A 13,069-nucleotide genomic window follows, 5' to 3' on the forward strand; every position below is an offset into this window, starting at 1 on the left:
GTGTCCGACGAGCTGATTATCGAGCGCGGCGAGGGCTGGGCGCAGATCCAGGTGAACCGCGAGGCACAGCGGAATGCGATGAACCGCGCGACGCGCCAGGGCCTGCTGCGCGCCTTCGAGGAGCTGAAGGGCGAGGCGAAGGCCATCATCCTCACCGGCACGGGCGTCGCCTTCTGCGCGGGAATGGACCTCAAGGAGCGCGAGGCCGACCGCAAGGTCGGCATCGAGGGAGCGGGCGAGGAATGGATCGCCGTGAACATGGCGATCAAGCAGCATCCCTCGATCTTCATCGCGGCCGTGAACGGGCTGGCGCTGGGTGGCGGCGCGACGCTGATCAATTGCTGCGACCTCGCCATCGCCAGCACCCAGGCCAGCATCGGCTGCCCCGAGATGGGCTTCTCCACCTATCCCGGAATGGCGGGTCCGGCGATCCAGCTCTCAGGCGTCACCCGCAAGCAGGCGGCGTGGCTGGTGCTGACCACCAACCGCATCGACGGCGCCACGGCCGAGCGCTGGGGCATGGTGAACCAGTGCGTGGAGCCGGATGCGCTGATCCCCACGGCGCAGGCCCTCGCGCGCAAGGTCGCGCAGTTCGACGCGGTGGCGCTGGCGGAAAGCAAGAAAGCGTTGGACCGCATCCCCGCCTTCATCACCGATTGGCAGGAAGCGATGGATCACGGGCAGATGGTGAACCTTTCCATCCGCTCGAAGACGGATGCCCAGGCGGAGGGCAAAGCGCGCTTCGCCGCAGGCATCAAGAATCCCGGCCAGGGGGCGTGATCGCCAACGATTGAGGCCCCTCGGCGCGAAGGAGGAAGCCCGATGAACCAACCCGCCATCGCCCGACGCGCCCTGCTGGCCGCCGCGGTGCCCGTCGCCGGCGCCGTCCATGCCCAGGCCTTCCCGGACCGGCCGATGCGGATGCTGGTCGGCTTCGCGCCGGGTGGCACCACGGACATCGTCGCCCGCGTGGCGGCTGAGGCCATGGGGCAGGATCTCGGCCAACCCATGGCGGTGGAGAATCGCGGTGGTGCGGGCGGTGTTCCGGCGGCGCTTGCCATGCTGCAGGTGTCGGCGGACGGCCACGTGCTGATGCTGCAATCCGGCGGCCTGAACCAGGCCGAGGCGCTGGGCACGCCGCTGCCCTTTGACGTGGTCGCGGCCTTCGCACCGGTCGGCCTGGTCGGCACCAGCGCTATCTCGCTGGTGGTGCATCCCTCCATCCCCGCCACCAACCTCGCCGAGTTGCGAAAGCACGTGCGGCGCTCCGGACGGCCGTTGCGCGTCGGCTCGCCCGGAGTGAGCCTGACCAGTCACCTTTATGGCCAGGAGCTGGGCATCGAGGTGGAGGAGATCCGCTACCGGGGCACCGGCCTCGTCGTGAACGACCTGCTGGCGGGGCGCGTCGATGCCTACAGCATCGCGCTGCCGGGCATCCTGACCCACATCCGCTCCGGCGGGCTTCGCGCCATCGCCATCGCCTCGACGACGCGCAGCCCGGTCATGCCGGAACTGGCCACGACGGTAGAACAGGGCTTCCCCGGCATCATCAGCGCGTCCTGGTTCGGCGTCGTCGCCCGCGCGGGCACGCCGCCGGAGCGGCTGGAGCGGCTGTCGCAATCCGTCTCGAAGCTGCTGTCCGACCCGATGCTGCGGGCGCGGCTGGGCGAGGCGGGGGTGGATGTCGCGCCCGAGACGAGCCCCGAAAGCTTCGATCGGCTGATCCGCGAGGACCGGGCTCGCTGGGACCTCGTCGTGCAAAGGGGGAATCTGCGCCTGTGAACGGTCCCGCTCCACTCGCCGGACGGCGCATCCTCGACCTCGGCGCCTTCTGCGCGCAGCGGCCGCACGCGCTTGCCGCCTCCATGGCGGCGCGGCTCTGCGCCGGATACGGGGCGGAGGTGGTGCGGCCGCTGCCGCCCGGCGGCGAATCCTTTGCCGCCGACGCGCCGCTGCTGCCGGACGGGGCCTCGGCGCTCGACCGGTTTCTCAATGCGGGCAAGGTGACGGCAGCCGCCACGGGCCGCTTCGACGCGGCGATCGGCGACCGCGCGTCGCTGGCGGCGCATGCGGCGGGAGTCCCGGTGAAGGCCTGCTTCTCGGTCTTCGGTCCCGAGGAGGAGGAACCGCCGGTGACGGAACTGGGCATTGCGGCGCTGTCGGGGCTGCTCGGCATCGTCGGCGAGGCGATGCCCGCGCCGCCCTCGCGCCTCGCCGGGCATCAGGTGGCCTACGCGGCGGGGCTGGCGGGTGTGACCGCGCTGCTCGCCGCGCTGCATGGCGGCGGCGAGGAGGAGGTGGAAATCTCCCTGCTCGACGTCTGCGCCTGGCTGAACTGGAAGGTGGCCGCCGGGGTGCTGGTGATGGGCACGGCGCCGGAGCGGCGGGCGGAGCGCGTCACCTGGTTCACCGTGCCCTGCGCCGACGGCCATGTGGCGCTGGTCTACCAGGAGAAGGATTGGCCGCCGCTGCGCGACCTCATCGGCGATGCGCGCCTCGACGATCCTCGCTTCGCCAGCAACGCGTCGCGTGGAGCGAACCGGTCCGCGCTGCTGGAGATCATCGGGCCGTGGTTCGCCGCGCGCAGCCGCGCCGAGATCACCGCCGCCGCCCAGGCGCGCCGCGTGCCGATCGGCCCCGTGCTGTGGCCGGAGGAATTGCTGGACGACGCGCAGTACCGCGCGCGCGATTTCCTCGGTCCCGACGGCATGCCGAGCCTGCCGGTCTCGTGGGACGGGCGGCGCCTGCCGCTCCGCGCCGTTCCCTCCGCGCCTCCCATCCGCACGCCGCGCGGCGGCAAGCCGCTCTCCGGCGTGCGCGTGGTGGATCTCGGCTGGATCACCGCCGGGGCGGCCTCCTCCACCATGCTGCTCGACCTGGGGGCAGACGTGGTGAAGGTGGAGGGACCGGGCGCGCCGGACCCCTTTCGCATCTGGGAGGGCGCCAAGGCGGGCGGCGACTGGTGGAACCGCTGCCCATTCTTCAACTTCACCAATCGCGGCAAGTGCTCGGTCTGCGTGGACCTCAAGGACCCGCGCGGGCGTGAGGTGGTGCTGCGCCTGCTGGCGGAGGCGGACGTGCTGGTGGAGAATTTCCGCCGCGGCGTCCTCGCCTCCTTCGGCCTCGACGCCGCCGAGCTGCGACGGCGCTTCCCGCGTCTCGTCATCGCCAGCATCTCCTCGCAGGGGGAAACGGGGCCGGACCGGCTGATGGTGTCCTACGGATCCACATTGGAGGCGACCGCGGGGCTGGCCGCTCTGTCCGGCGCGGGGGACGCGCCGGTCATCACCGGGCGCGACGTGAACTACCCGGACCAGGTGGTATGCCTCTTCGCCTCGGGCGCGATCATCGCGGCGCTGGAGGAGCGGGAGCGGACGGGGCAGGGGGCGCATCTCGACCTGTCGCAGCGCGAGCTGACCAGCTTCCTGCTGGGCGAGGAGTTCCTCGCCGCTGCCGCCGGATCGCCCTCGCCACGGCGCGGCAATGCCGATCCAGCCGAGCCCGGGGAAAGGCTGGAACCGGACGGTGCGGGCGGATGGCGCGTCCTGGCGCAGGGGGCGGCCCAGCCGGTGCGGAGCGGCACCGACTTGGCCGCCGCCGAGGATTTCACGCGTGGCACGGCGGTCCTGCGCAGCCCGGACGGCACGCCCGCCAAGGGCATCCCTTTCCGCTTCCGACGCCGCCGCGTGGCCGTGGAGGATTCCTGTCATGCGCTCGGCGCCGACAACGCGGCGGTGCTGCGCGAGGCCGGGTTCACGGCGGAGCAGATCGCGGCGCTGGAGCGGGATGAGGTGCTGGGGACGCGGCCGCGGAAGGCGGCCGGATGAGCCCGACTTTGCCCGGATCTTCGATGGATACGGGGTCGTGCCTGGACCGCTGTGGAAGCCGTCCGGACTACCAAACGGCAAACAAGGAAGACTGGAGGAAACATGCGAGAGGTCCAAGCGACCCGCCGCGCCCTGCTGGGCGGGGCCATGGCCGGTGCCGCGCTGTGCGCCGGAACCGCAAGCGCCCAGGGCGGACGGGTCACGTCGCTGGTGATGCCATACGCGCCCAGCGGCGGGCAGGAATTGCTCGGCCGGATCCTGATAGAGGGTTTCGCCGAGCGCTTCGGCGGCAGCTTCGTAATGGATCACCGTCCCGGCGCCGGCACGACCCTGGCCGCCCGCCACGTCGCACGCGCCCGTCCAGACGCGCAAACCCTGCTGGTGGGCACCAACGTCACCTTTGCCCAGGCGCAATTCGCCTATCGCAACCCGGGTTATGACCCCGACCGCGACTTCGCCCACATCAGCCTGCTGGCGGAGGCGCTGTACTTCCTGTGCGTGAACCCGAAATGGCAGAGCGTCCAGGAGGTGGTGGAGGAAGCACGCCGCCGGCCGGGCCAGCTCGCCTATACCAGCTGGGGCGTCGGCTCCGTTGCGCACCTGACCGGAGTGGATTTCTGCAGGCGGGAAGGGATCGACATGATCCACGTTCCCTTCAACGGCACCGCCGCCGCCGTGACCGAGGTGATCGCCGGCCGGGCCGACTTCATCTTCTGCATCCTGTCGAGCTGCCTTCCGCATGTGGAGGCCGGGCGGCTGCGGGCCGTGGCCACGCCTTCCCCCGAGCGCATCCCGGGCTTCCCCGAGATCCGGACGATGGTCGAGCATGGCTATTCGGACTTCGTCCAACTCCCCTGGTTCAGCCTGTCCGGCCCTGCCGGCCTGCCGGAGGAAACGGCGCTGGCCCTTGAGGAGGTGACCCGTGCGGCCTTCGCCAAGGAATCCGCGAAGCAACGGCTCGCGGCGCTTGGCCTCGTACCGGCGGCACGCGGGGCCGCGGACATGCGCGCGCGCATCGCCAGCGACCGCGTCACCAATCAGAGGCTGATGCACCAGGCGGGGATCGAGCCGCAGTAGCGGCAGCCCCGATCCTGGCCAGTGCCTCGTGCATGGCGGGCGCGAAGTCGGCATGGCCGTAAAGATCGTTGTGGCCGGCAGCGATGATCGCCTCGAAGACCAGGTTGTCGATGACGGGGCGCAGCGCGGCGCTGCGCCGTGCCGGCACGACGCGGTCCTGGCCCGCCAGGATGAGGGCCGTCGGAACGGGGGAGCCGCGCAGGAACTCGACGGTTGGCATTCGGTGACGCAGGAGCAGGCCGACCGGAGCCCACCAGTAAAGGTCCTGGGCCAGGGCCTCCAGGGAGTCGAAGGGGGTGACCAGGATCAGACCGGCAACCGGCCGGCGCTTCGCCAGATAGGCCGCGACGCTGGCACCCAGGCTGAACCCGATGGCGATGACCGGTCGCTCGCGGTCCTGCTGTTGGAGGTGATCGAAGATCAGCGTGGAGTCGGAGAGCAGCGCATCCGCGCTTGGTCGCCCGCTGCTTGACGCATAGCCACGGTAGTGGACGGCAACGGTTTCCTGACCAGGGAAGAGGTTGTGAAGGTACAGAGCCATGGCCTCGGCGTTCCAGGCATTCCCGCCGAACCCCAGCAGCCTCGGTGTCCTCTCATTTGTCGTCCCCTTGGTCCCAGGCAGCTTCACACCCGAGAGGATGGCGCCATCGGGCATCCTGATCTCCAGGTGCTGCGCCGACCCGGGGAGTTGTACCCGCTCGATTCGGGCAAGCGCCGTTGGGAAGATGAGCCCGGTCTGGGCGAGGTACATCCCGCCCAGGAGAGCGGCGTAGAAAGAAGCCAAGATCAGCGCACTGTAAGCGAGCCACATTCGACAACTCCGCTCCCTCTCGTGACAGCCGCTGCGGGCTGGCACTCGTGAACATGATCGCTTGTGCCGGAGTTTTCCCCGCCTGGGAAAAGCCAGGAAGGGAACGCTGTTGCCAGTGGAGGTTCCATAGATCTGCCCTGCGATGCGGTCGTTGATCGGCTCAAAAATTGCCCGACCGTTAAGTTTTGATCGGATCGAAATCTACGGGCTAAGTCGCGAAACTGCCCCCGTTGCAGAATCGCGATTGCGGAGGCACGAATGTTCCATTGGGCGATTCATTCAAGATTAGGCAGGAGCCTTAATCAGTTCTCCCAACCATTGAAGGTCGCCAATCCGGCCATATCTCGGAACTACGAATTCGCGGCCCCCACTTCGGCCGCTTGCACAATGCCGGGTGCACTTTGCTGAGGAGATGATTCGATGTCAGACAATCAAGCGGACGCCAAATCCCGCCCACGCGGGCGCGAGGCGGACGACAAGCAGGCCTTTGACAGGATGATGGCCGAGCTTGAAAGAATGAATGTCGGGGAACTGCGCGAGCTTGCCAGCGCGGCAGAATCCTTGATCCAGCGAAAGGCAGAGGACGAGAAGCGGTCCCTCAAGGAGGAGATCGAGCGCAGGGCGGCCGATCTGGGTATCAGCATTCGCGATCTTTTCGGCGAGCCAGTCCAGGCCAGCGGCCGCGGCCGAGGAAGACCAGCCAGGAAGGCCGAGACTGAAGCTCCTGCTCCGAAATACCGTGGGCCAAATGGAGAGGGCTGGAGCGGCCGCGGCCGCATGCCGAAATGGCTGCAGGTCGCCCAGGCCGAGGGCAAGTCCAAGGACGACTATCTGATCAGATCGTGACCCGCAAAGCTTTGGCCGGTTTCACGACCGGCCGAGGCAGGCCCTCTCGTTTCTGCGGGCGCCGAACTCCCTGGCGGGCAGGCGGGCGTTCCGATCTGCTCTATGGTGCAGCCCGCATCCTGGTGGGAAACGACGATGAGCCTGCATGTCGACTATTTCGCATCGCTGAACTCGCCCTGGACCCATCTGGGCGCGGCGCGGCTGGAGGCGAATGTCGCGCGCCATGGAGCGAGTTTGCGCATCTTCCCCGTCGATTTCGGGACCATCTTCCCGGCGACGGGCGGGCTTCCCCTGCCCAAGCGCTCGCCGCAGCGTCAGGCCTACCGCCTGCAGGAGCTGGAGCGTTGGCGCTTGCATCTCGGCATTCCCATCCAGATCAAGCCCCGTTTCTTTCCGGCGGATGAGAAGCTGTCCGCCGGTTGTGTGATCGCGGCGCGCGAAACGCTCGGCGACGAGCCGGCGATCCGCCTTGCGCACCGTGTGCTGAAGGCCCTGTGGGAGGAAGAACGTGACACCGGCAATCCGGACGTCCTCGCTGTGCTGATCGAGGAGATCGGGCTCGACGCTTCTCGCTTGTTGAAGCTGGGTGCGGAGGACCGCTGGATGGAACAGCGGGCCCTTGATACGCAAGCCGCACTTGCACGCGGCGTATTTGGCGCGCCAAGCTACGTGGTTGGCGAGGAGATCTTCTGGGGGCAGGACCGACTGGATTTCCTCGAGCGCAGGCTGGCACTCGGGTAAAGCTGCACAAGGATCACTCTCGTGCACGGCGCAGCTTCCTGAAGGTCCCAGAAAAACGCAGGCTGCTTAGGTGCGGGATGCCGTGCTCCCACTCTGTACGTGCCGGGCCCACGAGCACGGAGGCCGAGCATCAGCGCGGGAACCGTCTGCTGGAATCACTCCACTAGGCTCTGCAGCGACGAGCGGGCCGTGGGGCTGCGATTTCGGAGGCCGGCCTCGCGGGCGGAGGGAGGACACCACTCTGGACCTGCTGCAGGACTGATCGATGCTCATGCATCGCGTGATCGATCATGCGGTCACGGGAAAGGTGGACAAGAAGACGCTGCGCCTTCTCATGCGCGACCGGCAGTCGGCTAGGACATCGGCCCACAAGGCACGCCTTCGCCGGCGGCCCCTAGCTGTCTGGTTGTGAGACCTCCTTGGCGGCTTCAACGATGAGGCGTGCTTTGGCGATGTCCTCTGTGTCCGCTTGACCCGAGGGCTTCGTGCCTCGAAGTCTTCGCCTGGCGGCGAGGCGCTCGGCCACGACCTGATTGGGCGTCCGGCCACCGAGAACCCGCTGACGGCGCGCGTTGTAGGCGGCGTTGAAGCCGCGCAGAAGCTGCTCGAGATCGCGATGGAAGGGGATGGTGAGGCCCAGCACCTCGCTCTCAACGCGACCGTTGAAGCGCTCTGCCATCCCGTTCGTCTGCGGCGTATAGGGCCGGGTGTGGCGGTACGTCGCCCCCAGCGCGGCACAGACCTTCTCGAAGGCTGGCGAGAAGCAGCTGCCGTTGTCGGTGAGCACGTGGGTGATCCGAAACGGGAAGGCCGCAACTGCCTCTCGCAGGAAGGCAATGGCGCTCCTCGTGGTCATGTCGTCCTTGACCGCCAGATGGACCGACCGCGAGCACCGGTCGATGGCGACAAAGAGATAGCGCTTGCGGCGCTCGCCCGTGGTGGTCTGCAGCTTGGGCAGCTGTTTGATGTCGATGTGGATGAAGCCGAGGTCGTAGTCGCGGAACCGCCCGGTGCCCCTGGCCGGTCGTTCGGAAGCGGGAGGCCTCCGCCGGTTCAACCCCTCGGCCTTGAGCATGCGCCAGATGCTGTCGCGGTTCAGGTGCGGCAGGAAGTGGGTGACGACGAAGGTGAGATCGTCGAGCGCGAAGTTGGTGGCCCGGCGCAAGGCGCAGACCACGGCGCGCTCCTCCTCCGTGGCCTTCCAGGGCAGCTTATGGGGACGGGCCGAATGATCGAGGCAGTCCTCGGCTCCACGCTTGCGCTACTTGCGGATGGTCTCGGCGCTGACCCCAAAACGGCGGGCCAGCACACCGGACGGCTCGCTTGAGCGGGCGATCTCAGCGCGCACCGCGGGGGTGGTGCGGGCATTGGGGTGGATCTGATGCATGGCTCACCTCCGTCCCAGGATGGCGCGCGGCAGACGCTCAAACCGGCGCCGGTACCCCACGATTGCCAAGCCTACCGGATCCCAGCAATGCTCCGCAACCAGACAGCTAGCTGGGGAGAGGGCGGCCAACCACCACTTCGCAGGCCCAGCGGCGATACACCACACCACACTCGGCGAAGATCCGGCGCGCCGTTTCCTGGCTTTCGTGCCAGCTGGGCATCTCGGGCGCGGCGGCATGAACCACCACCTCTTGGATGCCGCTTTGCACGATGCCGCGGGCGCAGGGGGCGCAGCACGGGTGCGTCACGTAGATCGAGCAGCCGAGGCACGAGACCCCGATCCGGGCGGCGTTGAAAATCGCGTTGCGCTCGGCGCATTCGAAGACGTTCAGCTTCAGCGGCTTGACGTGGATCGCGGGGTCGTTGTCGTCGATGCCGCGCGGGGGGCCGTTGTAGCCCTTCGAGCGGATGGCGTGGTCCTGGCCCACGATCACCGCGCCCACCTGCCGCTTGCGGTCCTTGCTTTTCAAGGCGGCCAGGTGCGCTTCGTTGATGAAATAGGTGTCCCAGTCCATGCCTGCCTTTTGCCACAAGCAAAGACTGTCGCCTAACGGGGCAGCGCCGGTTCCCAGGAGGCCGGCACCGTTTCGATCGATCTCGCTTACACTTGATCTTCGCTGCCTTTGCTGATCGCGCCCCTGGGAGTTCATGCCGTTCTCCAGTAGCTCACCGTGCGGCAGATGGTGCAGCGCCTCGGCGGCTATCCTAGGGCGGCGATGGTCGGCACCCCTAATTCGATTGTCGACGAGATGCATTTCTTGCTGGAGAGAGAGGCCGCCGATGCCTCCAACGTGATGTCCCAGCACGTGTCGAGTGGGCTGAAGGAGTTCAGCGACGGCGCGGCGTGCTCCGCAGCGATTACGTGGGCACGACGCTGCGTGATCATCCGGGCCTATGGTGCCCCGAGAACCGCTTCTTCCCCAGCGCGGACGCGCGCCCCGAGCGCTGGGCCTCCTTTCCCAGGACAAGAAAAGGGGCCGGAGGACCCCCTATTTTACTGTTTCACCGCTGGTCTCACTTCACTTCACCGGACGATAGTCTCGCCGCGGTGTGTCATATCCGTGTCGTCGTCCGTGACGATGTCGCGGTCCCTGGTCTCGGGCACCATCAGCGCCCCGGTTACCACGGTCGCCATTGCGTTGGCGGTCGGAGACCAGAGACCTGATGAAGCCTTGCGATGCCTTGGCAGGATAGCCATTGGGTGAGGCTATCCTGTGTGCGGGCCGGGCAGGCTGTCCGCGGCCGCATGCTCGCCTTGGGGCAACTCCGTTGCGGAGGTCAGTCGCGGTAGTCGAAGCCTGGCATGGCCCGGACCTCGTCGCGGGTCATGGGCAATTCGATGCGGCGGTTCTCGCCCATGCGGATGCGGTCGAAGGGGATCATCACATGCCGGTCGCTGCGCATGATGCCGCGGTCGACTTCGACGACGACGCCGACCACGCGGCCCTGCGCGTCGAGGACCATGTCCTCGACCTCGCCCACATTGTGGCCGTCGGAGCTACGCACGTCGCGGTCGATGATCGCCTTGGCCCGGAACTGACCTTGCGCCATGGCCGCAGGTGCGCTTGTCGTGCCGGATGCCGTCGTCTGTGCCGGCGCGGCAGGTGCGGCCAGACTGATCGCGAGGGCAGCGGCGAGGGTGGGCTTGAGCATGGTTCGTCCTCCTGTTCGGGCGTTGGCGCAACGCGGGCGCACGCGCCTCGTTGCCGCGCGCGAGGTGACGGAGACCCGGTCATAGCTGCCTTCGGATGGGACGAGGCGGATCAGGGCGGATACACGTTCTTGCGCCGGACGGTTCGTCGTCATCGACGACAATGAAACCGTGAATCTTCCCGGCCTGACATGGAAAACGCTCCGGCCCTTGTGGGGCCGGAGCGCTGAATTGTGTCCGCTGACCTGGAAGTTTCAGGCGGCCTTGCGGCGTAGGAGGCCGAGGCCCAGCAGGCCAGCGCCCAGCAGGGCGAAGCCGGCCGGCGCGGGCACGGGCACCGGGAGCGCCGAACCGGCAGACCATGCGTATCGTTCCCTGGATTGTATAGATTTCATGCAAAACCCGACTAAATCGGTTGAACGTGCGGTCAAAGGTGCAACCGCCACACTTGTCGATGATTTGTCTTTTTTAGATGGTGTGCTTGCCTCCCGGCAGCCATCCACTGCCCCTGGTTAGCAGGGTGCTCTCCACTGGCCCCCGCCTTCGGTTTGACAGACTTGGCGGGGGTCTTTTTTGCATAGAGATCAGAGGTTGTGGTCACCGAGGCGGTGAGGCCGAAGCCCTGTGGCCGATGGGGATCAACCCATCTTGGAAGCCGTGCTGATCCTCGGGACGAGCCCTGAGATAGAGAGGAAGTTCGCAGAACTCCCCTCACGCTGGCGCCCGTTGGATCGAGACGCGGCGTCATCCTTCGCGAAGGGTGCGGCGCATGAGCGTCACCTCGATCCCGCGCTTCGGCTCGAATTCCTGCCCCGCATATTCCCACCCAAGCTGCGCGTAGAGTGCGTCGGCGGTCCAGGTGTAGAGCCAGAGGGTCTGCACACCGGACGCAGCGGCGAAACGCTCCACGCGTCGCACGAGCGCGGAGGCGAAGCCGCGCCCTCGGAACTGCGGCTGGACGACCACGCCTGCCAGCCAGGGCGAAAGGTCTCGTCGTGTTTCCAGATCATCATGCGCAAGGCTGGCCGTGCCCACGGGTTGGCCATCCAGCAGCAACACGAAGCTTTCCTCTGGCCCGCGGGGCGGAGCGCGGAACAGGGCCTCGGTTTCCGCCAAAGTGCGGCCACTGGGATTTCCGAACGTCTCCTGCATCCAGCGCGCCAAGGTCGGTACTAGGTCGGGACGGTCGGTGACGGTGACGATCTCGTGGGGAGGTGCTTCGCGAGCCATGAGCAGCAGGATGCCGGATTGAACGTGCCGCGTGTGAGCCATTCCGCGGCGCGTCCGGCAGGCCAAGGCGCACTCCCCCTGAACGATGCGGGAAACCGAAATCGGGCTTCTTCGCTGAGAAGGCAGGCCGCAGGCCTGAAGGAGCACAGCGCATGAGCGACGCGACCCTGCCGACCGCAATTCCCCATCCCGAGGAGATGCGGGCCGAGCTGGATCTTCGCTTCGGAAGCGCGACGATCCACGCCACGGCTCGGACCACGCCGGCGGGCATCATCGCCGTGGGCGTGCTCGTTTCGTCGATCCTGCTTTCTACCGCGGTGCTGGTGCGGGCGGCTCGCAAGGAACGCTAGCCGGGCTGGCCCAAGCCCCCTGCAGCCCCGTCAAGAAGCTTGGATCAGCTCGGATATCCCGGGTGGGCTGGGCGGCACGCCCTTTGCGGCTCGCACCGCGTTCAGAACAGCCGCCGCCATGACGCGCGGCGCGACCACGCCAAGCAGCATCATGTCTCCTGCCTTGCCGCCGCGTCCCGTCGCCAGCGCGAAGATCGTATCGCCGTCCCAGAGCGTGTGGACGGGGTCGATCGTCCGCGCGAGTCCGTCATGCCCGGCGCCGGCCAGGCGCTGGCACTGTGCCTTGGTCAGCACGGCATCCGTGGCGAGCACGCCGATGGTGGTGGCTGTCCCGGCCTCGAGGAAAGGCGGTCGCTCGCCGCGCAAGATGGCGGCGGTGGCACTTCGGGGCCTGCCGTCCGCAGGGTTGCGCGTCCCCGCCAGCACCGTCGCCGTCCCAGGGTCGAACACGTCTCCCACCGCGTTGACTGCGACGATCGCGCCGAGCGTGACGCCACCCACCCTGACAGCGGCGGTGCCGATGCCGCCCTTCATCGAAAGCTCCATCCCGAACAGCTTGCCGACCGTCGCCCCCGTGCCGGCGCCGACGCTGCCCATCGCGGGCGCATCCGCGCTCGCCGCCTCGCAGGCGGCATAGCCCGCGGCTTCGTCCGGGCGGATGCGGTGGTCGCCGACGGGCAGATCGAACAGGACGGCGGCCGGCACGATCGGCACGCGGATCGGCCCCACGGCAATCCCGTGCCCGCGTTCCTCGAGCCAGCGCGCCACGCCGCCCGCCGCCGCGAGCCCGAAGGCCGACCCGCCGGAGAGCAGGACGGCATGCACCGCCTCCACCATGTTCGCGGGGTTCAGCAGGTCCGTCTCCCGCGTGCCGGGGGCGGCGCCGCGCACATCCACCCCGGCCGCCGCGCCCTCCTCGCAGAGGATGACGGTGCAGCCGGTGGGGCGGCGCGTTTCGGTGAAATGCCCGACCTTGATGCCCGGCACGTCGGTGATGGCGCCAGAGAATTCGGGATGAGCGAAGAGGTTCATGGCGGTCCTCGGACAAGGGAGGCCGGAGGGGAGCGATCCCGTGGCGATCCTCGATCGC

The 13,069-nt window shown here is 67.9% G+C and carries 12 protein-coding genes and 1 pseudogene; 7 read left to right on the plus strand and 6 right to left on the minus strand.

From position 1 onward, the window contains the following. The 4 genes from OF850_RS08120 to OF850_RS08135 all read left to right on the plus strand — a co-directional run bounded on the left by OF850_RS08120 (nucleotide 1) and on the right by OF850_RS08135 (nucleotide 4,904). Nucleotides 1-780 carry an enoyl-CoA hydratase/isomerase family protein gene (locus tag OF850_RS08120; RefSeq protein ID WP_301589498.1) on the plus strand — a complete coding sequence of 260 codons (780 nt, stop codon included), beginning with the start codon at nucleotides 1-3 and terminating at the stop codon, nucleotides 778-780. Nucleotides 781-822: 42 nt separating this feature from the next. Then, nucleotides 823-1,782: a Bug family tripartite tricarboxylate transporter substrate binding protein gene (locus tag OF850_RS08125; protein ID WP_301589499.1), complete on the plus strand. Its 960-nt coding sequence runs from the start codon at nucleotides 823-825 to the stop codon at nucleotides 1,780-1,782. Next, the gene (locus OF850_RS08130) at nucleotides 1,779-3,827 is read left to right on the plus strand and encodes a CoA transferase (protein ID WP_301589500.1); all 2,049 of its coding nucleotides are present in this window, start codon (nucleotides 1,779-1,781) and stop codon (nucleotides 3,825-3,827) included. Before OF850_RS08125 ends, OF850_RS08130 begins: the two co-directional genes overlap by 4 nt. Nucleotides 3,828-3,929: 102 nt before the next feature. Beyond that, the gene (locus OF850_RS08135) at nucleotides 3,930-4,904 is read left to right on the plus strand and encodes a Bug family tripartite tricarboxylate transporter substrate binding protein (RefSeq protein ID WP_301589501.1); all 975 of its coding nucleotides are present in this window, start codon (nucleotides 3,930-3,932) and stop codon (nucleotides 4,902-4,904) included. Here OF850_RS08135 and OF850_RS08140 read toward each other — a convergent pair. Next, nucleotides 4,858-5,715, minus strand: a complete 858-nt coding sequence (locus OF850_RS08140; protein WP_301589502.1) for an alpha/beta hydrolase — start codon at nucleotides 5,713-5,715, stop codon at nucleotides 4,858-4,860. The genes OF850_RS08135 and OF850_RS08140 overlap by 47 nt on opposite strands. A 420-nt stretch (nucleotides 5,716-6,135) precedes the next feature. Between OF850_RS08140 and OF850_RS08145 the strand changes: the two genes are divergently transcribed. Both OF850_RS08145 and OF850_RS08150 read left to right on the plus strand, forming a co-directional pair. Then, nucleotides 6,136-6,561 (plus strand): H-NS histone family protein, encoded by a 426-nt coding sequence (locus OF850_RS08145; protein ID WP_301589503.1) that lies wholly within the window; start codon nucleotides 6,136-6,138, stop codon nucleotides 6,559-6,561. Nucleotides 6,562-6,696: 135 nt separating this feature from the next. Next, entirely contained in the window at nucleotides 6,697-7,302 is a 606-nt protein-coding gene (locus tag OF850_RS08150) for a 2-hydroxychromene-2-carboxylate isomerase (RefSeq protein WP_301589504.1), read from the plus strand. Between the two features lie 394 nt (nucleotides 7,303-7,696). Here OF850_RS08150 and OF850_RS08155 read toward each other — a convergent pair. The 4 genes and pseudogenes from OF850_RS08155 to OF850_RS08175 all read right to left on the minus strand — a co-directional run bounded on the left by OF850_RS08155 (nucleotide 7,697) and on the right by OF850_RS08175 (nucleotide 11,671). Then, nucleotides 7,697-8,689 (minus strand): annotated as a pseudogene (locus tag OF850_RS08155) (DDE-type integrase/transposase/recombinase). A gap of 106 nt (nucleotides 8,690-8,795) precedes the next feature. Next, entirely contained in the window at nucleotides 8,796-9,263 is a 468-nt protein-coding gene (locus OF850_RS08165) for a deoxycytidylate deaminase (protein ID WP_301589506.1), read from the minus strand. A 763-nt stretch (nucleotides 9,264-10,026) separates the two neighbouring features. After that, nucleotides 10,027-10,401, minus strand: a complete 375-nt coding sequence (locus OF850_RS08170; protein WP_301589507.1) for a PRC-barrel domain-containing protein — start codon at nucleotides 10,399-10,401, stop codon at nucleotides 10,027-10,029. A 742-nt stretch (nucleotides 10,402-11,143) separates the two neighbouring features. Then, entirely contained in the window at nucleotides 11,144-11,671 is a 528-nt protein-coding gene (locus OF850_RS08175) for a GNAT family N-acetyltransferase (protein ID WP_301589508.1), read from the minus strand. A 110-nt stretch (nucleotides 11,672-11,781) separates the two neighbouring features. On the opposite strand from OF850_RS08175, the gene OF850_RS08180 reads away from it, so the two are divergent. Continuing rightward, nucleotides 11,782-11,979, plus strand: a complete 198-nt coding sequence (locus OF850_RS08180; protein ID WP_301589510.1) for a hypothetical protein — start codon at nucleotides 11,782-11,784, stop codon at nucleotides 11,977-11,979. A gap of 30 nt (nucleotides 11,980-12,009) precedes the next feature. On the opposite strand, the gene OF850_RS08185 is transcribed toward OF850_RS08180, so the two are convergent. Then, nucleotides 12,010-13,011: a P1 family peptidase gene (locus OF850_RS08185; protein WP_301589511.1), complete on the minus strand. Its 1,002-nt coding sequence runs from the start codon at nucleotides 13,009-13,011 to the stop codon at nucleotides 12,010-12,012. Nucleotides 13,012-13,069: the final 58 nt, after the last annotated feature.

Origin of the sequence: Sabulicella glaciei, from assembly GCF_026183895.1 — a bacterium.
Classification (GTDB): Bacteria; Pseudomonadota; Alphaproteobacteria; order Acetobacterales; family Acetobacteraceae; genus Roseococcus; species Roseococcus glaciei.

Coding starts and splice junctions, on each gene's coding strand:
- OF850_RS08125 (WP_301589499.1), top strand. CDS start 823: ATGAACCAACCCGCCATCGCCCGACGCGCCCTGCTGGCCGCCGCGGTG.
- OF850_RS08135 (WP_301589501.1), top strand. CDS start 3,930: ATGCGAGAGGTCCAAGCGACCCGCCGCGCCCTGCTGGGCGGGGCCATG.
- OF850_RS08140 (WP_301589502.1), bottom strand. CDS start 5,715: ATGTGGCTCGCTTACAGTGCGCTGATCTTGGCTTCTTTCTACGCCGCT.
- OF850_RS08145 (WP_301589503.1), top strand. CDS start 6,136: ATGTCAGACAATCAAGCGGACGCCAAATCCCGCCCACGCGGGCGCGAG.
- OF850_RS08150 (WP_301589504.1), top strand. CDS start 6,697: ATGAGCCTGCATGTCGACTATTTCGCATCGCTGAACTCGCCCTGGACC.
- OF850_RS08165 (WP_301589506.1), bottom strand. CDS start 9,263: ATGGACTGGGACACCTATTTCATCAACGAAGCGCACCTGGCCGCCTTG.
- OF850_RS08170 (WP_301589507.1), bottom strand. CDS start 10,401: ATGCTCAAGCCCACCCTCGCCGCTGCCCTCGCGATCAGTCTGGCCGCA.
- OF850_RS08175 (WP_301589508.1), bottom strand. CDS start 11,671: ATGGCTCACACGCGGCACGTTCAATCCGGCATCCTGCTGCTCATGGCT.
- OF850_RS08180 (WP_301589510.1), top strand. CDS start 11,782: ATGAGCGACGCGACCCTGCCGACCGCAATTCCCCATCCCGAGGAGATG.
- OF850_RS08185 (WP_301589511.1), bottom strand. CDS start 13,011: ATGAACCTCTTCGCTCATCCCGAATTCTCTGGCGCCATCACCGACGTG.